This is a genomic window from Pseudomonas sp. RHF3.3-3 (assembly GCF_048069595.1).
GTDB classification, from domain to species: domain Bacteria; phylum Pseudomonadota; class Gammaproteobacteria; order Pseudomonadales; family Pseudomonadaceae; genus Aquipseudomonas; species Aquipseudomonas fuscovaginae_B.
In genome coordinates this window covers 1197016-1218411 of sequence record NZ_CP182250.1, presented here as the reverse complement: position 1 = coordinate 1218411, position 21396 = coordinate 1197016, and the positions used below count along the sequence as shown (strand labels likewise).

Genomic DNA, 21396 nt, shown 5'->3' with positions numbered 1-21396 from the left:
ACGGCCTCCGTGCACAAAATTGCTGAGATTCAGCGCCAGCCCTTGTACTGCAAGGCTTACAGCCGATCCTGCTCAAGCGCCAGCGGCTGAATCCGTCAGGGGTCTGTCAAGGATTTCGTCAAGGCCTGTCAAGATTTTCGCCACTCTCCGGCCATTCTGGACGGGGGTTCGCCGGTCGATGGTGACCAGCCTCCCGCGCCCCAGGTAAATCAGCGCCCCACGTCATTCCACCTGCTGGTGCTGGCGCAAATCCGTCCAGAGCCTGTCAAGAATTTGGTCCTCGGCACTAGACGGCAGCGGGCCGTCCCAGCATCGCCTGCAAAGGCCCAGGCCTGGCCCAGCGGACGCCTCAAGGGATCGCCGACCTGGCTATCTGTCTATTGTGGTCTAGTGCTGGTCTAGCATCTCCCTGATGGCTTTGGACGAGGGTATGGCCAGCGCCTGCCGGCACCAGACCGGCAGCTCAGCATTCACGCGCCGCAGCGCCGGACCAGTCACGCAACAACCGCACTGATCCGTCCAGAGCAGTCCAAAATCCGAGCTTGCAGATTCTTGACGATGTGACGGTCTAATTTCACTCGCAGGCGGCGTGCTGTTTGGGCTGCGGCCCTCCCGATGCTCCCGATCCGTCAAGCGCCTGTCTAGAATCCGTCTTAGGCCTGTCAGGGGTTCAACATGACCAAGGCCTCTGCTTTGACGGCCTTCAGTACCGGAAGACCTCGGACGCCCAACACCCGGCGCCACCGCGCTCTGCCTTACCCCTGATCCGTCAAAGCGTGGTCAAAGTAGCGTCCAGCAGCACCAGCAATGTGAGACGGAGCCGACCACCAGCTTTTACTGTCACTGCCTGGCACCTGGCCTCGAGCGCCCAGGCCATGCTAGCTCCGTCTCATGCCTGTCTCATATTCGGTAAAGGCTGGGTAAAGCTTTATCGCCGATACAAATTGCCGACCACACCACCTTCATGGCGATACTCCTCCGGCACCTTCCTCGCGATGGTGAAAATTGACCATCACGCCATATGCTGGAAAGAAGGCGGCAAAATATCCTTTGGGCAGCTTCAGCGTTGCATCAACCTCCTCAGTTCCTTGATAGCCTCTGAGCCTAAGATGGGGCTCAATGAGCTGCGCAATATCGACAAGTGCTAGCTCAAGCCTTTCCAGAAAATCATGGAATTTGTCCATTTCGACAATCGCCATTATGTTCTGTCCGGTAAAGGTAACACCGCCACCCAATGGTCCATATGTCGTGCCGTCTCGGGTGGTGAAGAATGCGTTGAGATTTTTCTTTCTCAACGAGCCCCGCTGGTCTGGGGTAAGGGAATCACCTTTCGTACCATTCATGTTCCACTGTGAAATGGAATCTGGCCAGTTGCGGTGGAGCGCTTCGACAATTGTGTCATCCACCCAATCTCCATGCTCATACAGCCCCACTACGTAAACCGCGTCCTGCGTAACCCTAGCGAAAAGCAACTCCCCAGTGCGCTCAACCCAACCTTGCTTCACTTCTTCCCCTAAATGGAAATGATGAATGCCCCAGTCGTTGAGCATCTGGTCAGTGCGTCTTGTCTTGACGACTAGCTTGCTGAGATGGGCCGTCAGGTCTTCTCCTGCCTCGAACTTCTTTTTGAGCTTATCCCAGCCTCTCATAAGTTTTTCTGGACAGCTGAAGGTGTCGGACAGGTACACAATCCTCGGTCGTGGGGCAACACGGCGTTGAACTGCGTTGAAGAATAGAACCGGCGCGTCAGGCCCAACGGCAGCCACATCCATGCCAAACGAGCTAGCCATTTCAGCTTTCAATATGGCATGCCAGTCAGCTTTAAAATCCATTCGTAGCTTCATCAACATTCTCCAGGTTCAGCGTGTTATCGCAGATGAGACCACTATCAAATTTTTAGCGACAGCACTGGAGAATACGAAATATGGCACCAGCAGGCAGCTTTGGCCCTAAGGTGGTTGCGAACCATTTGTGCGAACCAGATGCGCACGCTGGCCGCTCCGACACGGTGGAACCTAAGAAAACCTGAGATCGGATCGGCTGGTGCTGGGCGGCGAGCATTGTGGTTTTCATGTGGTCGTTCGCGATCAGCGCCAAGGCATGGTTGCCAGTGGAAGCGCTGCAATTCCGTGGAAACCTCAGTGGAAACCAACGACCGGCAACCTCAACATTTCTCAACAGGCCGCCAGCCCAGGTTCGCGCATAGGGGTTGCGAACCTATAGTGCGAACCACCGGTGCGAACTGGTCCAGCACCAGCGCCAGAGTGCGTACCAGCAGCGCGGACCTGGCTGCGTATCTTGGCCGAATCACGCACTCCGACTGCGTGACGATCGTGCGTGAAGCGCTGCGCGTAGTAGGCCCAGTACTGCCTGCTAGAACTGCCCATTCCGTGGATACCAGCCTGGATACCGGGCGATCTGTTCCGCGCCAGCGGCCCGGCTAGACGTTGACAAATGTTGACATCGGAACGGCCCAGCACCGCCCTCCAGGCGCCTGCCCTGTTAGCAAATGCTAGTGCCTGGCCGGGGCTGGCCGGCCCTCCAGCGTGTTATCAAATGTTATGGTTTCAGGCTGGCACTAGGAGTATCGGGCACCACGGCAAGATTGGTTACCAAGAGCGGTTACCACCGTTGGTGACCACTACGTATGGTGAGCTCAACGAGACAGACGATATGGTCCGACTGAGACGTTTTGGCCTGTTTCGCGCCACGATTTCGTGAGGTCACATTTCGTGGCGCGGCAACAGTCACAGGCAGTTCTTTGTCGACTCCAGCGCCGTCGCCTTCCCTGCCCCAAAGTCGAGATATGAGCGCTGGTAGAACTTCACATCGCTCCCGTCGGCTGTTTTGCTGACCTGCAGAATTTCATTGGTGTTCATGTCGTTTCCGCTCAGCAACCTGTAGCCATTTTCAGTCTCGCTCAAGGTCGCATCCGGCCTTGATTCCTGCCATTGAGGGAAAACACACAAGGCATATTGCTTAGGAGATTTGTGGGTCTGAGCAGCATAGGTGGGGCCCATCTGGATCAGTTCGCCGGGCGAATAACACCCGGCAATCGAAAGGGTAACGGCTGCGATTACAGCGAGGCTGCTAAAGCGCATGGGACAGTCATCCATTACGAAGAAAACTGGAACCTACCATGCGCTTGAGCAAAGCCCAATCAGTGATGCTTCTCGCCCAGCACCTCCCCACTTGCAGCAACAGCGAACGCTTGCCGCCAGTGCCCCACCAAATCCGCCTGTGGTTCTGGAGATATGCCGATCATATACGCCACAGCAGGATGATGGCCGCCAACTGTTCCAAGCAGGTCATCAACGCACACACTGAAATCATTGCAAAACTCGGTGAAGGCCTGATGTGCTGCGGCGATCTGGTCGAGGCAATCGGTGATCCCCCCCAGCGCTACCCCGTGTATCTGTACTGGCTAAGTTCAGCGCTAACCCGCGCATGTCGCACTCGAACAGCTGGGCTACACGACACAGCATTCTCGTCGTATTGAGAAACTCCAGGCTTGCGACTTCCACATGCTCAGTGGGGCAGCTGTCTATCAACTGACGGACCTGGGCGTAATCTTTGTGAGCGATAGCCTTGATCGTGAGACCGATCCTTTCACGCACGTTCATACCTTGTCCTCCGCCACAATCGAGGCCGAAATGATCGCTCCGCCCCACCGGCGCTCGCCGATGCAGATCGGTACGGGGTTGCCACTCGCCACAGTATTCTTAGCGCCGCCGAACGCATAACTAGGAAGGTTCTCTGGTGCGCCGCTCTGAGAAAGGCCACCAGCCTGCGGGCTAAGCATCTGGATTACGCCTCCAGCGGTATTTGCAATACCGGCCCCCATGACTGCCGTTGCGGCAGCCCCTGCGGTCATAAACGAAGCCACGACAATCAACGCTACACCTATCACTGTCTGTAGAAGACCTGCCCGTTTGCTGCCATGGATCACGGGTACGAACCACAGCTCCCGAGCACCGCCCAGGTCTAGTTCGTCCTGTCCGATGTTTTTGCCGTTCTTGAAAATCGCGAACCGTAGTCCTCGGCTTTCCGCCTCGGCCACGTCTTTGGCGAAGCCTGGATAATTCACGTCGATCGCTTTCACGGCCTCCTTCGTGTCGCCTCGATCCAGCAGAAAACTCTGTGTTTTGAAGTATTTCTTCCGAAGGAAGCCGAGTAGGCGCACTTTCGTCCGAGGGGTGTAGTGAGCTGCTGTAGCTGCCATGAGTAAACTCCTTGATGCGCCGCTGGCGCCTGTAAATGGGCTAAGCCCGGTGGTGTGATTGATCGGGCCGGTCACCCGATCAGGTTGCCAAGAATTGCCTCTGACTCCGCCATGTCGTCGCGCTGGCTGGCGACCAGGTAGCGGAACACCGCCAGCGCCTCGGGCTTGTCGCGGGGCCTGATGTGCGCCAGCAGGCCGAACACGAACCAGTCCCGCGCTGTCGCCTCCGGTGGCCCGTCGCTGGCGTCCCGGTCTACGGCGTGGCGCAGCCGGTAGAGCTGGTCCCAGTACCCCAGCTCGTACAGGCAGTCGGTGAGGGTGTGGGGCAGCAGCTCAGGCTGGGCGTTGAACCGGGCGGCCACCTGGCCCTTGTCGAAGTCACCGAGATGGCCGGAAGCCTCCAGCCCGCTCAGCGCTGCGATACAGAACGATTCCGCCTCGGTGTCGGCCAGCAGGGCATCACCAAAGCGAGCGGCGCCTTCCAGACGTAGCCGGTGCTGCTCGATGGCCCGCGTGGCCAGCGCATCCAGGTCAGCGAAGCCGAACGACGACATGGCGGCGAATGGGTGGCCAGGGTTTGTGGCCACCAGGTAATCCCGGTACCGCTTCTCCAGCGCATCGAGCGGCGTCCTGATCTTCTTGGCGGCCTCCATGGCCCGTTCAATCAGGGCGCTCTGCCCGGTGCTGATGATCGAGCGCAGCCAGAGCACCGCATCCACCTCCTTATCCCCGGTCACCACCTCCTGCGGCGGCAGCTCGGGCACACTCGGCAGCGTCTCGGTGCTGGCGCTGATTGGCGGCAGGGTGAACATGGCGCGGTGCCGCTCGTTGTCGCGGAACGCCCCGGAGCGTGAAACCAGGGTCTTCACAGTCCCCAGCGGCAAGCCGGTGATCTCGGCCACCTCTCGTAGTGAGTGGCGGCGCCGTAGCTCCAGCACCTGCTGGCGCTGATCGTTTGAAACCCGCTGTTTCGTCTTGGCAGTTGAATCTGCCTGTTTCATTGCTTGCGCGGTCATGGCTTACACCACGCTCAGCTTGGGCGGCAGCTTCGGCCCGAATACCGCCCCAGGTGCGAACGGGTCAGGCAATACGCCATCCGGACAATCCCTGATGAAGTCCGCCATGGCCGCGTGGCAGGCGTTGAACAGCGGCGCGTCATTCCAGTCTTGCCCTCGGCGCTCTGCGCTGTCCTCCAGCGCATGAGTGAACACCAGGCCTTCCAGACTGGTGACGCCCTCCCGCCTGGCCTGTTCGCGCTCCACCATGTTCACGCTCAGGAGGTCGCACAGGCGCTCGAACCCCAGGGCCTGGGCCAGCCCGTCATGGTCGAACAGCAGCGATTGGCCGAACCCAGCCAGCGCCACCAGCGCCTTGGCGCGCTCAACCGATCGGTGCGTCTGCGCCTGCTCTTCCAGATCGGCAATGGCCTGTCGGGTGAACGGCAGAAACGCTTTCAGCTTGCCCGCCTGACGGCGCATGGCACGTCGCTCGGCCTCGATCGCATCGAGGTTGCGACTGATGTTGCGGCAGATGCGCCGGGTGGTGATGAGCTGCGTACTGGCGCTGATCCCTGGCTTCAAGGCGATATCGCACAAGCGCATGGTCGGTGTGGGCATCATGGGTGCGCCTCCATGGGCGTGGTGTCGTAGGCGGTGCGCAACTCGGCGCCGACCAGGCAGTGGCGACCACCAGGCGCATAGCAACCCCGGCAGGTCATGACGTGGCTGATGTACTGGTCGCGGGCGTGGCGCCATTCAGGCGTGGCGTTGGCGGCGTTGGCGTAGGGGCTGGACGGCAATGGCGCAGGCCCGACCAGCACCAGGCGCGGACGATCCGGGGCGCGTTTCGCTATGGGCGGTTTGCCAGCGCCAGCAACGTTCGGCGGCATGTGATTGAGCAGGTCGGCAAGGAGGCTCATGGCGTCACCTCGCCCGGATTCCCATAACGCCCAAATGTGTCTGTGAAAAAAAATCGGGGGAACGGGGGAACGCGGGGAACACCCAGTGTTTCCGCGGCCTCCAGCGGGGGTACGTGTTCCCCACCCGAAAAACGGGGGAACAGTGATAACCAAACATCTGGAAAGGCACAGGCGCTTATATTCAAAAACATGGTTGTGTTCCCCCTGTTCCCCAACACTTCAATAAGGGGGAACGGCTACAGGCCGCGTATTTGCTGGCTGTTCCCCCGTTCCCCCTGTTCCCCACGTTTTTAGGTTCCTGTGGATTCGGGCATTGGCGTTGGATGGTGATGACGGTCATAGGCCACCGCCTTCGCTATCCATGGCGTCGGGATCAATCACATACAGGCGGGCAGACCCACCAGCAGGTAGGCGGTACTTCTTGGTCCTGCGGCTGTCCCGGTCGGTATCGTGCTTGGCGAGAGCACCAGCGCCTTCCAGCGCCTTCACGACACGCGCCAGCCCGTGCCCATGGGCGGCCTCGGTCAGCGCGGACTTGTTGAACAGATACAGTCGCTTGGTGCCAACCACCTCCCAGTACCCGGCGCGGTTGAACACCTTGGTGTCCGACGTCTGGTCTTCTACGTCCGAAAACCGGCTGCTGCCGTGCTTGTCGATGAAGTCGAGAATGCCGGCCAAGATCTGGCGGTCCTCGGCGTTGCCACCGCCCACCCGGCTCAACCACTCGCCGTACAGCAACTGGCAGTCGGCCAGCGCGGTGCCCGGCGTCCAGGGCAGCAGGCCGTAGGCAATGGCCATTTCGCCCGCCAGCGCGATCACCGCGAAGCGATCGGCCACCCGCCCGGCCTGGGCGTTGTCCTCGACGAACTGGGCGCGGATACCGGCGAAGTCCTCAAGCAGCCCGGGACGGTCATCGCTGGCCAGCAGCTTCTCCACGAATGCCGGCCCGATGTGTCCATGGTTCGCTCCTACGGCCACCGTGAGCTGGCGGTGGAAGTCGGCGCCTTCCAGGCCGTGCAATTCATCGAAGGCGCGGTGCGTGCGGGTACCGGCGTTCACGTCGACCATGCGCAGCTCAGCGCCAGCGTGGGCGGCATTCCCACTGATGGCCGCGTGCTCGGACAGGGAGCGCTCGCCGCTGGAAAGTGCCAGCAGGCGCCAGCTCAGTTTGCCGCGTGCCTCCCGGTCACGGGTCATGGTGCCCTTGCCCTGGCCGTTGGCGAGCGAGTAGGCCATCTCCTGTACGCGCTTGGGGTCGGCCCGCTTGATCTCGTCTAGGGGCAGCATGGTGTCGTTACGGCTGGACGCCTCGATCTCCAAGCCGCCCTTGGTCATGTCCCACGATGCGGCGAAGATGCCCGGGTCGCCCCACACAGACGAGCCGATCAACTGCGCCAGCGACTTGCCGCTGGAGCTGTCGCCCACCAGATGAACACCACCACCCAGCACACCCACCAGGCTCAGCAGCGGGCCGGCGAGGGCGCAGCTGATCGCCAGAGTCAGAACCGGGTTGCCCTCGCATTTGGCCGCCACCTCGGCCTTCCAGCCCTCCAGACTGCCCCGCACGCTGAACAGGTTCTGCCCTTTGCCGCTGGCCTGATAGCGCACCTTGTCGCTGCCGATGGTGCGCCCAGGCAGCACAAAGGCGCCTGACTCATGCCAGCCGGGGCGGCAGGTGGTGGCGAACACCTCAGCAGGCCGCTGCTCCAGCAGATACTCCATGAACTGGCCGCGCTTCTTCAGGGCGATGATGACGCCCATGCCGAACAGCGTCCGCCTGGCGTCTTCGCCACTCCCGCCGAACACCTCCATGGGAATGATCCAGTCCTTGGGGCCGCTATCGGTGAGCAGCCGCAGATATCGGCCTTCGCTGCCGTCGTCGCTGTTGGTGGTGCGAGCGGCGACGGTCACGGGCGTGGCGATCCACTCGTCAGTGATGGGGCGGTCGGCCTTGTCGTCGTCTCCGTCATCGTCACCTGCGCTGCGCTTGAAGCCATGCCAGTACACGCCGGGCTTGAGCCTGCGACCTTTCTCATTGGTCACCCAGTGCTCGTACACGCCCCAGCACGGGCGATCAGGCTCGACCTTGGGCGCTTCGGGGCGCAGGTTGATGACGTTGGTATCAGGCGGGCGCATGGCGGCACCTCCAGGCGGCGAGGTCGTTGAAGTCGGAAAGGGTCAGCGGTGAGTCGGCTGGCCACTCGGGGAAGGTCACCAGGCCGCCACATGCGGCTGCGGCGTCATGAGCAGCTGTGCGCCCCGGGTTGCCCTTGCCTTCGGCCTCGGTTTCGCGGTCGTCGTCGCCGGCGATGATGATTTCGGTGCCGGGGTGGTCGACCCGTAGCGCCAGCGCCACCGGTTTCAGGTTCCCGGCATTCATCGCGCAGGCGACCGTGTAGCCGCTTTCGTGAAGCGTTGCGCCCGTCGCCCAGCCTTCGCAGATGCACAGCGGCCTGCCCGGCGTAATGCGCCCCAGTGGCGAATAGGCGCCTTTGATCCGGCCGCCATACAGAAAGCGCTTGGCGCCGTCCGGGGCGATCCGTTGCAGGTTCACCAGCACAGCACCGGCATACAGTGGGATCAGCAGGTCTTCACCACGCTGGCGCAAGCCGTGGGCACGAAGGCCCTTGGCGACCAGGTAGGGGTGGGCCGGGTCAGCACGGCGAGCGTCACGCCACCAGCGCTGAGCCAGGCCGGCCGCTCTGAGCTGGCGCCGCTGCCGTTCGGCCTCCCGCTGGCGCCGGGCTTGCTCAATGCGCTGGCGCACCTGCTCAGCTTCGCGGGCGTCCACCGGTTCACGGCTACACCAGGTGTTGGTGCCGCCCGTCTTCCAGCTCCCGAACGCGCCCGAGGCAATGCCATCAGCAAACAGGCAGTACCAGCCATTGAGCGTGCCGGGCTTGTCGCCGGGGACGTGGAAGCGGTGAATGTCGCCATCGTCCATCGGCAGCCAGTCGAGCGGCCCATAGGCCGACTGGAGCGCGTCACGGAACAAGATCACAGGATCAGTCATGCGGCCCCCTGCGGTGGCGTGAAGCGCTTGGCCAGCCGTTCCAGTTGATCGGTCAGACGCTCCAGCTCGGGGCAGTGGCGGCCCGCGTAACCCTCGGCAATGCGCAGTTCCAGGAAGCCCACCAGGGTTTCCACCAGCAGCGTGTAGCTGGCGCTGTCGATGTAGGCGCCAGCAGTCGGCGGGCCACCGGTACCCTTGCGGCGAATCGGCGTGACCTTACTCATGGCCACACCCTTGGCGATCAGCGCCAGCAAAGGACCGGCAGACCTGTCCGTTGTTCACCGCGTGCCAGTAGGTCAGCTCGTCCAGCGAGTCGACGAGGCAGGCCGTCACTACGGCCTCAGCACTACGCAAAACTACGCGCCCGCACTCGGCGTCGGCCTGGCTCAAGAACGGCCCCAGCAACGCCCGCTCGGCCTTCGGACGGCTGACGTAAAACAGCTCGATAGCTTTCTTCGGGCAAGCCGATCCCGTCAGCGCTTGCGCACTGTTTTGATTTTGCATGGGTTAATCCCCGTCGAAGTCGATAGGCGCGAAGCGCTCGGCGCCGTTGCGCATTGCTCGCAGGCCCAGGGTGGCGGCCTTGGCCACGGCGTCTGCAAAGCCCAGCTCTAGATTGGTGGTACGACCGCCCATGTCGGTGATGGCGAACCTGATGGCCTCATACGCCGCGGTTTCATCATTGGCCGACAGTTCGGCAATCTCACTATCGAAAAAGGCGATGCCCTTTCCCCAGTCAGCCGCCACGCCAGGGTTATTGCGTGGCCAGTTGACCATCCGCCCACAATAGTCGCGGCTAGTGAAAGTGAGATCGTCCCGGCAAGTAATGGGCGCTTTGTTTACGGCACTCATAGCTCACCCCCTTGCTCAGCAATCACGCCGTCCAGCATTTCAGCCCAGGCCATGGCGGTGTGCTGCGCCATCACGGCGGTGACACGGGCGACGATGACTGGCGTGGTCGGTGCGGCAATCACCGCCAGGGCCATGCTCAGAAGCACCAGCACGCTTTGTACGTCGCGCAGATCGTCTTGGGTGTCGTCAGGCATGTGGATGATGGAGGTCATACGATCACCTCATCATCCATTCCGGCACGCTCGCCTACAACGCCATACGAGGCTCCCAGGTGGCGATGAGCCCAGCAGAAATTACGGCTGAAAATTCGGACCTGCTCCAGGTGCCGTGCAATGTCGCACATCGGCCCTTCCGTGTGGCTCGAACACATGGGGTAGAGCAGCTCGTAAAGCTTGTTGAATTCATCCCTGGCAAAGTTCATCGAGCACATGGCGCGTGCGTCGAGCACCGCTTCTGATAGCACCTCGCCTTCAAAGGTCGCAACGCTTGGCAAGTGGTTCATTGGTCACCGCCTTGCGCTTCCAGAGCGCGGGCTTTCGCCATGGCAGCGTTGTAGCGTTTGAGGCGCGTGGCAAGGCTGGAATCGGCGCGAAGTGCGGCCAGGGCCAGGCGGCGGTGGGCGTATGCGCGAAGGCTTAAGTTCCTCATCACTGGGCACCACCCTTCAGCCAGAAGCTGCGGAATACCTCGTAGCTCGCATCATTGAGACCAGGAACGAAGCGAGTCGCCAAGGTCTTCGCGACCTCCCCTTCCAGGGTGGCGGTGATGCGGGAAAGCTCAGATGGGGTGGAGTAGCGCGTAAGCGTTTTCAGCAACTTTGAGCAGTAGGCACGCTGATGCTCGCGGGAAATTTCGGACGGATTGAGGGCGTGCATGGGTCGAGCTCCTTGATTTGAGGAGCTGCCACTGATCGTCGCCAAACGATTTAGGGTGGCAGCTGTACGCAGGTTGGCGAACCGGGAATCAAGGAACCCGGCAGACCCGAAGGTCTCCCGCGCACAGCCGCCATAACACGGGACTGCGGGCACAAAAAAAGCGCCAGCAATCGTGATAGGGGCGCTTATGCGCCTTGATTTAGTCGGGTCGCCAAACCCGGCCGCTGAATTTGCAGCGACCGGCGAACCATACCGAGCATCACGATTGCCTGCAACCAGAAATATCGACCGTTCATCGCGGTTCTTTAGCGCCGGCGTCATGCGGCCACCTTCTGCGCCGGGCCGGTGCTCAAATAGTAGGTAGCTACCTTCGGGTGCTCGCGGCCTTGGTCATCCTTCAACGTGCCCAGGTGAGTGGCGATGTTATGGCCCAGCCCCCGCAGTTCAGAGATGCGCGCACCAGGGCGTAGTATGTTCAGCAGCGTGATGGCCTGGAAGGTATTGATCGAACCGTGCTGGCGCAGATACGCAAGAAGGCGGGTGCGCTGCGCGCTGCCGCTGGTATCATTGACGTGCATATCTTTGGGGCTGGCCTGTTGGTCGGCCTTTCTTTTGCTCATTAGGCAGCCACCTCGCGCAATGCGATGCGCTGGCGCACCCACGCCTGAATCTCAGCCAGAACGAACCCCACGGGCGAGCCCCGCGACTTGCTGTTGCTCAGCGATACGGGCTTGGGGAAAGTAGGATCATCCTTGAGGCGCTTGTAGACAGTGGCGCGGGCCAGACCGGTGATGGCCTCGACCTCGGGGAAGCGGATGATGGTGTTGGCAGGGTCGAACTGAGGAGTGGTAGCTCTTGGAATGTGGCTGATCTTGCTCATGTCTGTATCCCGTTGTTGATGACGACGGGATACAGGATGCTTATTGCACCATGTCTTGTGCCCTAATGGGGTCGAGCAAAACCCCAATGGGGTTAGCGCTTAGACAGGTGGGGAGCAGCCAGCTTGAGGTACTTCACAACAGTTTCCGGGCTACCCGGTAATTCAATGCCGTGTGTGGCGGCCAGCGCTCTAAGTGTTTCGTCAGCGGCGTATGGCGCCGACAAGTCGAGGCCTGATGCTGCGGCAAGAGCCGCGATGATCTGCGACACGCTTCTCCGCTCTGTTGGGTGCATTGGCTTTTCTGGTTCAGCATCGGGTTCAAGAAGCTTACGCTCGAGCTCCCTTAAAGCAGCGCTTCGCACTACAAGTGCATGCCCCTTCGGTAACCCCGCGGCTGGATACCATACCGTCTCATAGTCCCAATCGAACTCGCGCTCTGGGCTGGCCTCACCGGATGAGGGACCGAGGATCTGATTCATTCGGTTGATCGCTTCCCTGCCCTCCTTCGATAGAGCGGGCCTACCCGTGCCTGCATTTTTGCTAGGGCGCACATCGCGTTTGTAGCTGTCCAGAAGCTGAAAGCAATGACTCTTGTCTGGACTTGCCACCAGTGGGCCACCCAAGCAAACCAATTCAACTGGGACGCCGCCAGTCAAATGCTGATAAGCGTGCTCAACATCCAGTGCTTCGGCTCCAAGCATTAACAGATCCCAAACACCTTCCAATGTAACCGGACGCTGCCCATCACCCTCGTATATCAGCACCCTCTCGCCGTCAGGCAGCAGATCACCGCGGTACAGCCTGACAAAATTCTGGAAATCAGCCAGCTCTTCTTCCGAACTCTTGAATTGCGGATTCTCACTGAGGAAGTCCTGCAAGTGTTCGTTGATTTGGGAGCTGCTTGCCTCGCTGTTGAGAGGTTCGATTTTTACGGGTCGACCTCTCGCGTGGTTCACAAAATGAACTGATAACGTCAGATGACCATCCAGGGCAAGTCTCAGCAAATCCGCTTCCGACACGTCCTCACGGCAGCTGATCGACAAGCGTCTTGCCGCCTCCTCGACGGTCAGCCACTCTCTGAGCTTCAGAATTTTGCTCACGCTTCGCCCTCCCAGGCTCTCCAATTCTAGATAGGCAGGCCAGCCAAGCAGGTGCGGTCCGCTGTTCGCTCTGCCCCGTTAGATAGAGAGGCCGCTTGCTGGACACTGGCTATCCGAACAGTAATAGCATTCAGTCTATATCTGTCTCCACGCCCAATGGAAGGCCCGCTTCAGGCCCTCTTGATAGGCACCACATTGGCATTCTGCTCAGCACGATGCGCATAGTCGTATGGGGTGACGTGCTTCTCGCGGTTAGCATCAAGGTAGTCCGCCCACCACTGAACCATCAGCCGGCGCTCCTCGATGTACTCGGCCTTGTGGATGTAGGCCGCTCGCACGCTGTTGCGCTCCTGGTGGCTCATCTGCCGCTCTACCGCGTCCTTGCTCCACAGCCCCGACTCGACCAGGGCGGAACAGGCCATGGCCCTGAACCCGTGCCCACACACCTCGGTTTTGGTGTCGTAGCCCATGCGCCGAAGCGCCTTGTTCACCGTGTTCTCGCTCATCGGCTTCCAGTGGTTGCTGTCGCCGGCGAACACCAGGTCGAAGCGTCCGGTGAGTTGGCGCACCTGCTCGAGCGTGGCCAGGGCTTGACGACTCAGCGGCACCAAGTGAGGCGTGCTCATCTTGGAGCCGCGGTGCGAGTTCTTCACGCCTTCGATCTGCTGGCGCTCTCCGGGGATTTCCCACATGGAGCGGCCAGTGTCGATCTCTGGCCAGCGAGCAAACCGCAACTCACTGGACCGGATGAAGACCAGCAGGGTGAGCTGGGTGGCCAGCCGGGTCAGCGGCCGGCCAGTGTCGCTGTCGATTCTTTGCAGCAGCTCGGGCAACCGATCCAGCGCCAGCGCAGGTCGGTGGACGGTCTTGCGTGTTGCAGTTGCGCCCTGAAGGTCGACTGCAGGGTTCGTGTCGATGTGCCCGTGCTGGACAGCCATGCGCATGATCCCAGTCATGTACTGACGTAGCCGGCCGGCAGTGTCCAGAACTTCGCGCTTCTCCACAGCCTTGAGCGGCGCCAGCAGGTCGCGGGTCTTGAGGCCGGCCACCGGGCGCTGGCCCAGGGCCGGGAGCAGGTAAGTTTCGATTCGCCGCCACACCGTCGCGGCATGACCTGTAGACCACTTCTTAGAGCAAGCGTCATGCCAGTCCTTGGCCAGCACGGCGAAGGTGTTGGCCCTGGCATTCGCTGCCTCGACCTTCTCCTGCCTGGCGTTCTCAATCGGGTCTTTGCCGTGCGCCAACAGCTCCAGCGCTTCGGCCCGCCTCTCTCGGGCAGCCTTCAGAGACAACGCGGGGTAGTTGCCGAAGGTGGCCAGCCCCTCCCTGCCATCCGGCCGCTTGAACTTCATGCGCCAGATCTTGCTGCCGTTCTTCTTGACCAGGAGGAACAGGCCCTGGCCGTCGAACAGGGTGTAGTCCTTGTCCCGCGGCTTGGCGGCCTCGCATTTGGGGTCTGACAGGGGCGTAACGGTGCGTGCCATAGGTATACGTTTTCTCGTCGAACCGGCGTATACCCTAGCGTATACCTAAAATCGGTATATACCTAGAGACAGAGCGAGACAGCTAGAAACAAGAAAGCCCGCACTTGGCGGGCTTTTCAGGGGGTTCCGTGTACAAGGAGAGACGTATCGGAACAGCTGGATGGTGCCGGAGACAGGAATCGAACCTGCGACCTTCGCGTTACGAGTGCGCTGCTCTACCGACTGAGCTACACCGGCGTGGCGCTAACGCTAGCATCGGGCGACGAACGGAGCAAGCTAATCGGGCTTGATCGCGATCACGCCCTGGACCCAGAAGCGCGGCTGGAAGTGCCCGCCGTATTGCTGTTGATAGAGCTCGTTGCGCGCGTCCTGATGCGGCAGGTCGCGGATCACGACGAAGACCAGGAACAGCACGGCGGCCGTGCTGATGCCCATCCATGACCAATGAATGAAGGCGTTCGGTTTGGCAGGCTCACCTTTCCAGACGTGAATGCCCATCAGCCAGCCGACCACCAGGGACAGCCACAACTGGGAGTACGGCATGACGATCACGCCATCGACCATCGATTGGGTCAGGGCACCGATAAGACTGGCGAACAGGCAGACACGCAGCAGGTCGACCGGGTCGTTGGAATCGGCGCGTTCGCGGACCAGGCGGAAGGTGGCCCAGAGTCCGCGGCCGACCAGCCACATCACCAGCAGGGTGGAGGGGATGCCCCACTCACAGGCCCATTGCAGGATGGCCTGGTGCGGGTGCGCGGCGATGGGGTTGTGGATATCGGCGAAGTGCATGGGGCCGAAGCCGAGCCAGGGGCGTTCGCGGATCATGTCCCAGGCTTGTTGCCAGATCACGTCACGGGCCGAGAGCGAGGTGGTCAGACGGTCGCCGGCGAAGTTACTGACGCCTATACCGAGATAACTGGTGAGAACGCTGAACAGAAGCCAGTAAAGCGTTATACCAACTGCGGCCGCAGAGAGCTGCCAGGTAATCCAGCGCTTGCCGGAGTGGCCGATGACAAACAACACGCCGGCGGCTACCCCCATTCCAAGCCAGGTGCCACGTGTACCCCCGGTTATCGCGATAAGCCACCAGAGGCTCAAGAGGGAGAACGTGCAGATTTGGCTGGACCGTTTGCTCGTAACCCATAGCAACGGGAGGGTTAACAGCGGCAAGGTGAATGTCTGGAATTGACCGTAGAAGCGCTTGTTGGAAAAACCACTCAGAAATACGTCTGTGTCCAGCAAAGCCATGCCGCCGGAGAACGAGCGAAACATCACTGCCAGAAAATCGAAGCTCTTGAACGCACAGATCCAAACGATAAACAGGATCAACACTCGGTCAAGAGACAACCCGTTTGAACGTCGTGCGTGGGCAAAGACTGTGGCGCAAAGACAGCATGCCGTAATCAGTGCAACTTCCGTAAGGGCCCATGCCGGCTGACGTGCGCCTAGGGAAGAGACTATACCCGCCAGCAAGATCAACCCACAGGTCAGAACCGCAGGCTGATCAACCAGACTGGGTGGTGCCGATGATTTACGACAACACAGAAGGAAAACAAGCGCGGTACTGGCAATGACAACCTGTCCGAGACGCTGAACGATATGCCCCCCCAGACCATGCCCCAGAACCATAACGGCCGCCATAAGCAGCGTGAATAGCAACCAGGCCTTTGCCCGCCCACTCCAGGCACTGTCCATCACGTCCTCGAAATATCTGTTTCAGGCAACCAGCAATAGGCTCAGGCTTTTGGAGCCAGCATCAACGGGGCCTTGGGATAAGCTCGGGAGCAGGCCAATGGGCTGCCTTTGTCGCATCCCAATTCAAGGTAACGCTGCGACTCGTCCAACTGCCCCAAGCTCTTCAGGGCATCAGCCATGCCGACATAAGGCCTTGCATAGTCAGGGCTGAGGCTTATAGCGTGTTCAAACTCCAACTTGGCCGCTTCTGCCTCTCCACGCATTAGATAAATTTTGCCGCGCTGATAATAGGCATACTCATACTTGGGTTTAAGTGTTATCGCCTTGTCGATATTTTTCAACGCCAAATCAACAAAGCCAGCATCCAGGTATGTCACCCCAAGATTGTAATAAACCCGATAGCCACCAAAAAGACCTTGTTTGTCGTCCTGCGCCTCATAATATTGAACGGCTTCATCCCACACGAGCACAGGGGTAGACAGGGTCATCAGCCGATCATAGGAAAGCCCAAGCAGGTAAAGTGCAAAAACGGGAACCAGGGTAACCAGATAAATTCTCTTGAGCCGCAGCAGCGCCAATGCCAGGGCAATGAACAATCCCGGCATCCACAGATAACTGCGATACAGCACGAAAGGTTCCTGCAAACGGACTGCTGCCAGTTCCGTCGCGAACATCACCCACGGGAACAGCAACGCAAAACCCAGGAGACCGTTACGAGCCCCACGCAACAGCAATGTGAAGGCTGCCAGACCATAGGCAACAAAGGCCACGAGACCGGCCCAGGCCCACCAGACACCGTAACCCAGAGGAAAGGGCACACGAAGATCAAGCCCCATCGTTTTGCCTTGGGGCAAGATCAGGACCGAGAGGTATTTGAAGAACAGGCCCGTCTGGTTCAGCACGCTCAACACATACAGCGAACCATTCGGCTGGAATGCTTCATCACTGAGCACCTCCCCACTCTTGAGCTCATAGGTATTACCGATCAACCCCTTGGCCCAAAATACAACTGATAGGGCAAAAATGCCCTGTACCGCCAGCACTGCAAAAATTTCCTTGGTACCGAACGAAACGGAGAGTCGGCTACGGCGGTGCAATATCCATAACAGGAAACACAATGCCGGCAACATCACGGCATGCTCCTTGGCATACAGCGAAAGCAAAATGCACAGGCAGGACACCCAAAGCGCCCAGCGCTTTCCACACAGCCCCTGCCAGAACGCCCATAGTCCCAGCAGGCCAAAAAGAGTGGCACATACTATAGTGCGCTGGACCAAGTAACCCTGAGTCTGAATGGCCAACGGATGTACGGCGAATAGAAAAGCGACAATAAAGGCCGCGGTATCTGTACTCAGAAAAAAAGAGGCTCGTCTCTCCAGGCTGTTGAGAAGCTGACGAATAAATCCGAAAACCACTAAGGCCGTGCAGCCATGAAGAATCAGATTCTCCACTCGCAACCAGATGATCCTGTCACTGAGATAGACGAAGCTGGCGGCCATGGAATGGTACACCCATAACCGTGGAGCAAGGCTAAAGCCCATGGATAGCATGGAACGAGGAGTACCTTCCCCGAAAAAGGCCTCATCATCAAAAACCAAGGGATTATTCAAGAAGGGAAAGCAAAGTATCAGCAACAGGCCAGCAGAAAAAACGACAAGCAGCAGAAAAAACAATCGACGCGACACCATAGCGTTCCTAATTATTTAGCTGTTCAAACGCTTAGCGCTCATGAAACTGGTACTCTTTAACGGGAGTACCAGTTTCATTTCACTACGTTGGATTATTAGGCCCCACGTAGGTATTCAATATCATTTACAGGTGTTAGCCGCGGCACAGGTACCAGTCTGAGCCCAAGTGATATTACCAGCGTTGAGAGTAGGTGCGAGGATAGTTGTCCAGCCACCCGCAGCTTGAGTCCCCGTCAAACTGATTGTGCCGTCAGTCACAGAACCAGACAAGAAGTTAGGAGTGGCAGCAGGAATGGCAGGGATACCATTGGAGCCTGCCGTACAGTTGGTTTTGGTACCTAGATCATTAATGCAGACCGCCACGGCCGTCTTATAGGCGTCAGCCATAGTATTCACTTCGGCAAAACGGGCCTTCTGCGTGTAGCTGTTATACGCCGGCAACGCAATCGCCGCCAGAATACCGATGATCGCCACAACGATCATCAGTTCGATCAAGGTGAAACCCTTTTGAGCATTCATATTTCGTCTCCAAACGTGAAAAGGCCGTATGGCTCGTGTACGTCAAAGCACGCGCCGTGCCATCCCTTATGAGACTGCCGCACGCCAGTGGTTGAACCCTTACCACTTGCAAAGACTGCTTCAGAACAACAAAACCTGACATTTTTTGTCACCTCCCCATCCCCGATTTGGCACCACCGCCCGACTACGCTATAAAACTCGCAATGTCCGTGTCTGGTACCTACATGAACGATATCGCCCTCTCCGGCCTGGCCAAGCAATTGGTGGCGGCCGAGCTGATTACCGACAAGAACGCTCAGCAGGCGTATCAGCAAGCCCAACGCAATCGGATGTCCCTGGTCAGCTACCTGGTGCAGAACAAGCTGGTGAAAAGCCGCGAGGTCGCGGAGATTGCCTCCGAGCACTTCGGCGTCGCCCTGCTCGACCTGAACGGCCTCGACAAGGAAAGCCAGCCCAAGGGCCTGGTCAGCGAGAAGCTGATCCGCCAGCACCATGTCCTGCCGCTATGGCGGCGCGGCAACAAGCTGTTCGTCGGCATCTCCGACCCGAGCAACCACCAGGCGATCACCGATATCCAGTTCAGCACCGGCCTCAATACCGAGGCGATCCTGGTGGAGGACGACAAGCTCACCGACGCCATCGACAAGTTTTTCGACAGCGGCGCCACCGGTCTCGAAGACATGGCCGATGTCGACCTCGATGGCCTGGACATCGAGTCGATCGATGACAAGAAGAACGACCCGATCGCCGGCCAGGATGCCGATGACGCCCCGGTGGTGCGCTTCGTCAACAAGATGTTGCTGGATGCGATCAAGGGTGGCTCTTCGGACCTGCACTTCGAACCCTACGAAAAGGTCTACCGCGTGCGCCTGCGCACCGATGGCATGCTCCGGGAAGTCGCCCGGCCGCCGATTCACCTGGCCGGGCGAATCGCCGCGCGCCTGAAGGTCATGGCCAACCTGGATATCTCCGAGCGTCGCAAACCCCAGGACGGCCGGATCAAGATGCGCATCTCCAAGACCAAGGCCATCGATTTCCGGGTCAACACCCTGCCGACCCTGTGGGGCGAGAAGATCGTCATGCGGATCCTCGATCCGTCCAGCGCCCAGATGGGCATCGATGCCCTGGGCTACGAACCGGATCAGAAAGACCTGTACATGACGGCCCTCAAGCAACCGCAGGGCATGATCCTGGTCACCGGCCCCACCGGCTCGGGCAAGACCGTCTCGCTCTATACTGGCCTGAATATCCTCAACACCGTGGATATCAACATTTCCACTGCCGAAGACCCGGTGGAGATCAACATGGAAGGCATCAACCAGGTCAACGTCAACCCGAAACAGGGCCTGGACTTCGCCCAGGCCCTGCGCTCGTTCCTGCGCCAGGATCCGGACGTGATCATGGTCGGCGAGATCCGCGACCTGGAAACCGCCGAAATCGCGATCAAGGCGGCCCAGACCGGCCACATGGTGCTGTCGACCCTGCACACCAACAGCGCCGCGGAAACCCTGACCCGCCTGCAGAACATGGGTATCCCCGGGTTCAACATCGCCACCTCGGTCAGCCTGATCATCGCCCAGCGCCTGGCACGCAAACTGTGCCCGCACTGCAAGAGGGAAATCGATATTCCCCAGGAAACACTCCTTAAGGAAGGTTTCCCTGCGGATCAGATCGGCAGGTTCAAGGTCTATGAACCTGTGGGCTGCGACCAGTGCAATGGCGGCTACAAGGGGCGCGTGGGTATCTACGAGGTGGTGAAGAACACCCCCGACCTGCAACGACTGATCATGGCCGAAGGCAACTCGATCGAGATCGCCGAACAGATGCGCAAGGAAGGCTTCAACGACCTGCGGACCTCGGGCCTGCGCAAGGCCATGCAGGGGCTGACCAGCCTGGAAGAAGTCAACCGGGTCACCAAGGACTGATTCATGGCGACGAAAGCGGTAAAAATAAGCACCTACGCCTGGGAAGGCACCGACAAGAAAGGTACCAAGGTCTCCGGCGAACTTACCGGCCACAACCCGGCGCTGGTCAAGGCGCAGTTGCGCAAGCAGGGGATCAACCCGGGCCGGGTTCGCAAGAAAGGCTCGTCGCTGTTCAGCAAGGGCAAACGCATCAAGCCGCTGGATATCGCCCTGTTCACCCGCCAGATGGCCACCATGATGAAAGCCGGCGTGCCGTTGCTGCAGTCCTTCGACATCATCGCCGAAGGCTTCGAAAACCCGAACATGCGCAAGCTGGTGGACGACATCAAGCAGGAAGTCGCCGCAGGCAACAGCTTCGCGACCTCCCTGCGCAAGAAACCGGAATATTTCGATGACCTTTACTGCAACCTCGTCGATGCAGGCGAACAGGCTGGCGCCCTGGAAAGCCTGCTTTCACGGGTAGCGACCTACAAGGAAAAGACCGAGGCGCTCAAGGCCAAGATCAGGAAGGCCATGAACTACCCGATCGCGGTCATTCTGGTGGCGATCGTTGTCTCCGGGATCCTGCTGATCAAGGTGGTGCCACAGTTCCAGGCGATCTTTGCCGGCTTCGGCGCGGAACTGCCGGCGTTCACGCTGATGGTGATCGGTCTTTCACAGATCCTGCAGGACTGGTGGTGGGTGGTGATCCTCGGTCTGGGCGGCGGCATCTATGCACTGATACGCGCGCACAAGACGTCCGAGCGCTTTCGCAACTGGATGGACCGCACGCTGCTGAAAATCCCGATCGTCGGGCCGATCATCTACAAATCGGCCGTGGCCCGCTTTGCCCGTACCCTGTCAACCACCTTCGCCGCCGGCGTGCCGCTGGTCGAAGCCCTGGACTCGGTCTCGGGCGCGACCGGCAACGTGGTGTTCAGAAATGCCGTCAACCGCGTCAAGCAGGATGTTTCCACCGGCATGCAACTGAACTTCTCCATGCGCACCACGGGGGTTTTCCCCAGCATGGCGCTGCAGATGACAGCCATCGGCGAAGAGTCCGGCGCCCTCGACGACATGCTCGACAAGGTCGCGAGCTACTACGAAACCGAAGTCGACAACAGCGTCGACAGCCTCACCAGCCTGATGGAGCCGTTGATCATGGCCGTGCTCGGCGTCATTGTCGGGGGCCTGGTGATCGCCATGTACCTGCCCATCTTCAAGCTTGGCCAAGTGGTCTAAA

23 protein-coding genes and 1 tRNA gene are annotated in these 21396 nt (G+C 59.8%); 2 read left to right on the top strand and 22 right to left on the bottom strand.

Going from position 1 to position 21396, the window contains the following annotated elements; genetic code table 11:
- Positions 1–962 precede the first annotated feature (962 nt).
- The 22 genes from ACMGT0_RS05540 to ACMGT0_RS05435 form a co-directional block, all read right to left on the bottom strand.
- On the bottom strand, positions 963–1844 hold the full coding sequence (locus ACMGT0_RS05540; protein ID WP_416771786.1) for a hypothetical protein: 882 nt from the start codon (positions 1842–1844) through the stop codon (positions 963–965).
- 903 nt (positions 1845–2747) lie between these two features.
- A complete protein-coding gene (locus tag ACMGT0_RS05535; RefSeq protein WP_416771784.1) occupies positions 2748–3101 on the bottom strand; it encodes a hypothetical protein in 354 nt (117 codons plus the stop codon).
- 518 nt (positions 3102–3619) lie between these two features.
- Positions 3620–4222, bottom strand: coding sequence for a tail assembly protein (locus ACMGT0_RS05530; RefSeq protein ID WP_416771782.1), 603 nt, complete (start codon positions 4220–4222; stop codon positions 3620–3622).
- A 71-nt stretch (positions 4223–4293) separates the two neighbouring features.
- Positions 4294–5238: a hypothetical protein gene (locus ACMGT0_RS05525; RefSeq protein WP_416771780.1), complete on the bottom strand. Its 945-nt coding sequence runs from the start codon at positions 5236–5238 to the stop codon at positions 4294–4296.
- Positions 5239–5241: 3 nt separating this feature from the next.
- Positions 5242–5841 carry a hypothetical protein gene (locus tag ACMGT0_RS05520; protein ID WP_416771778.1) on the bottom strand — a complete coding sequence of 200 codons (600 nt, stop codon included), beginning with the start codon at positions 5839–5841 and terminating at the stop codon, positions 5242–5244.
- The gene (locus tag ACMGT0_RS05515; protein WP_416771777.1) at positions 5838–6140 is read right to left on the bottom strand and encodes a hypothetical protein; all 303 of its coding nucleotides are present in this window, start codon (positions 6138–6140) and stop codon (positions 5838–5840) included. Before ACMGT0_RS05515 ends, ACMGT0_RS05520 begins: the two co-directional genes overlap by 4 nt.
- A gap of 336 nt (positions 6141–6476) precedes the next feature.
- Positions 6477–8276 carry a DUF927 domain-containing protein gene (locus tag ACMGT0_RS05510; RefSeq protein WP_416771775.1) on the bottom strand — a complete coding sequence of 600 codons (1800 nt, stop codon included), beginning with the start codon at positions 8274–8276 and terminating at the stop codon, positions 6477–6479.
- A complete protein-coding gene (locus tag ACMGT0_RS05505; RefSeq protein WP_416771773.1) occupies positions 8263–9153 on the bottom strand; it encodes a toprim domain-containing protein in 891 nt (296 codons plus the stop codon). The genes ACMGT0_RS05510 and ACMGT0_RS05505 overlap by 14 nt, the downstream gene beginning before the upstream one ends.
- Positions 9150–9377, bottom strand: a complete 228-nt coding sequence (locus ACMGT0_RS05500) for a hypothetical protein (protein ID WP_416771771.1) — start codon at positions 9375–9377, stop codon at positions 9150–9152. Before ACMGT0_RS05500 ends, ACMGT0_RS05505 begins: the two co-directional genes overlap by 4 nt.
- Positions 9370–9657: a hypothetical protein gene (locus ACMGT0_RS05495; protein WP_416771769.1), complete on the bottom strand. Its 288-nt coding sequence runs from the start codon at positions 9655–9657 to the stop codon at positions 9370–9372. Before ACMGT0_RS05495 ends, ACMGT0_RS05500 begins: the two co-directional genes overlap by 8 nt.
- Positions 9658–9660: 3 nt before the next feature.
- The gene (locus tag ACMGT0_RS05490; protein ID WP_416771768.1) at positions 9661–10005 is read right to left on the bottom strand and encodes a hypothetical protein; all 345 of its coding nucleotides are present in this window, start codon (positions 10003–10005) and stop codon (positions 9661–9663) included.
- Complete coding sequence (locus ACMGT0_RS05485; protein ID WP_097156194.1) at positions 10002–10217, bottom strand: hypothetical protein; 216 nt, start codon at positions 10215–10217, stop codon at positions 10002–10004. The genes ACMGT0_RS05490 and ACMGT0_RS05485 overlap by 4 nt, the downstream gene beginning before the upstream one ends.
- Positions 10214–10507 (bottom strand): hypothetical protein, encoded by a 294-nt coding sequence (locus tag ACMGT0_RS05480; protein ID WP_416771766.1) that lies wholly within the window; start codon positions 10505–10507, stop codon positions 10214–10216. The genes ACMGT0_RS05485 and ACMGT0_RS05480 overlap by 4 nt, the downstream gene beginning before the upstream one ends.
- 145 nt (positions 10508–10652) lie before the next feature.
- Positions 10653–10880 carry a hypothetical protein gene (locus ACMGT0_RS05475; protein ID WP_416771764.1) on the bottom strand — a complete coding sequence of 76 codons (228 nt, stop codon included), beginning with the start codon at positions 10878–10880 and terminating at the stop codon, positions 10653–10655.
- A 317-nt stretch (positions 10881–11197) separates the two neighbouring features.
- Positions 11198–11500 carry a helix-turn-helix domain-containing protein gene (locus tag ACMGT0_RS05470; protein WP_058603147.1) on the bottom strand — a complete coding sequence of 101 codons (303 nt, stop codon included), beginning with the start codon at positions 11498–11500 and terminating at the stop codon, positions 11198–11200.
- A complete protein-coding gene (locus ACMGT0_RS05465; protein ID WP_058603148.1) occupies positions 11500–11760 on the bottom strand; it encodes a helix-turn-helix transcriptional regulator in 261 nt (86 codons plus the stop codon). Before ACMGT0_RS05465 ends, ACMGT0_RS05470 begins: the two co-directional genes overlap by 1 nt.
- A gap of 92 nt (positions 11761–11852) precedes the next feature.
- Complete coding sequence (locus ACMGT0_RS05460; RefSeq protein WP_416771762.1) at positions 11853–12860, bottom strand: hypothetical protein; 1008 nt, start codon at positions 12858–12860, stop codon at positions 11853–11855.
- 170 nt (positions 12861–13030) lie between these two features.
- Entirely contained in the window at positions 13031–14344 is a 1314-nt protein-coding gene (locus tag ACMGT0_RS05455) for a tyrosine-type recombinase/integrase (RefSeq protein WP_404691491.1), read from the bottom strand.
- A gap of 161 nt (positions 14345–14505) precedes the next feature.
- Positions 14506–14581 (bottom strand) — tRNA-Thr (locus ACMGT0_RS05450).
- 39 nt (positions 14582–14620) lie between these two features.
- Positions 14621–15988, bottom strand: a complete 1368-nt coding sequence (locus tag ACMGT0_RS05445) for an O-antigen ligase family protein (protein ID WP_416773419.1) — start codon at positions 15986–15988, stop codon at positions 14621–14623.
- Between the two features lie 95 nt (positions 15989–16083).
- Positions 16084–17727, bottom strand: a complete 1644-nt coding sequence (locus ACMGT0_RS05440) for a hypothetical protein (protein ID WP_416771759.1) — start codon at positions 17725–17727, stop codon at positions 16084–16086.
- A gap of 123 nt (positions 17728–17850) precedes the next feature.
- Positions 17851–18249 carry a pilin gene (locus ACMGT0_RS05435; protein WP_416771757.1) on the bottom strand — a complete coding sequence of 133 codons (399 nt, stop codon included), beginning with the start codon at positions 18247–18249 and terminating at the stop codon, positions 17851–17853.
- A 224-nt stretch (positions 18250–18473) separates the two neighbouring features.
- Between ACMGT0_RS05435 and pilB the strand changes: the two genes are divergently transcribed.
- Positions 18474–20174 carry a type IV-A pilus assembly ATPase PilB gene (gene pilB / locus ACMGT0_RS05430; protein ID WP_054058987.1) on the top strand — a complete coding sequence of 567 codons (1701 nt, stop codon included), beginning with the start codon at positions 18474–18476 and terminating at the stop codon, positions 20172–20174.
- 3 nt (positions 20175–20177) lie between these two features.
- Positions 20178–21395: a type II secretion system F family protein gene (locus ACMGT0_RS05425; RefSeq protein ID WP_416771755.1), complete on the top strand. Its 1218-nt coding sequence runs from the start codon at positions 20178–20180 to the stop codon at positions 21393–21395.
- Position 21396 lies beyond the last annotated feature (1 nt).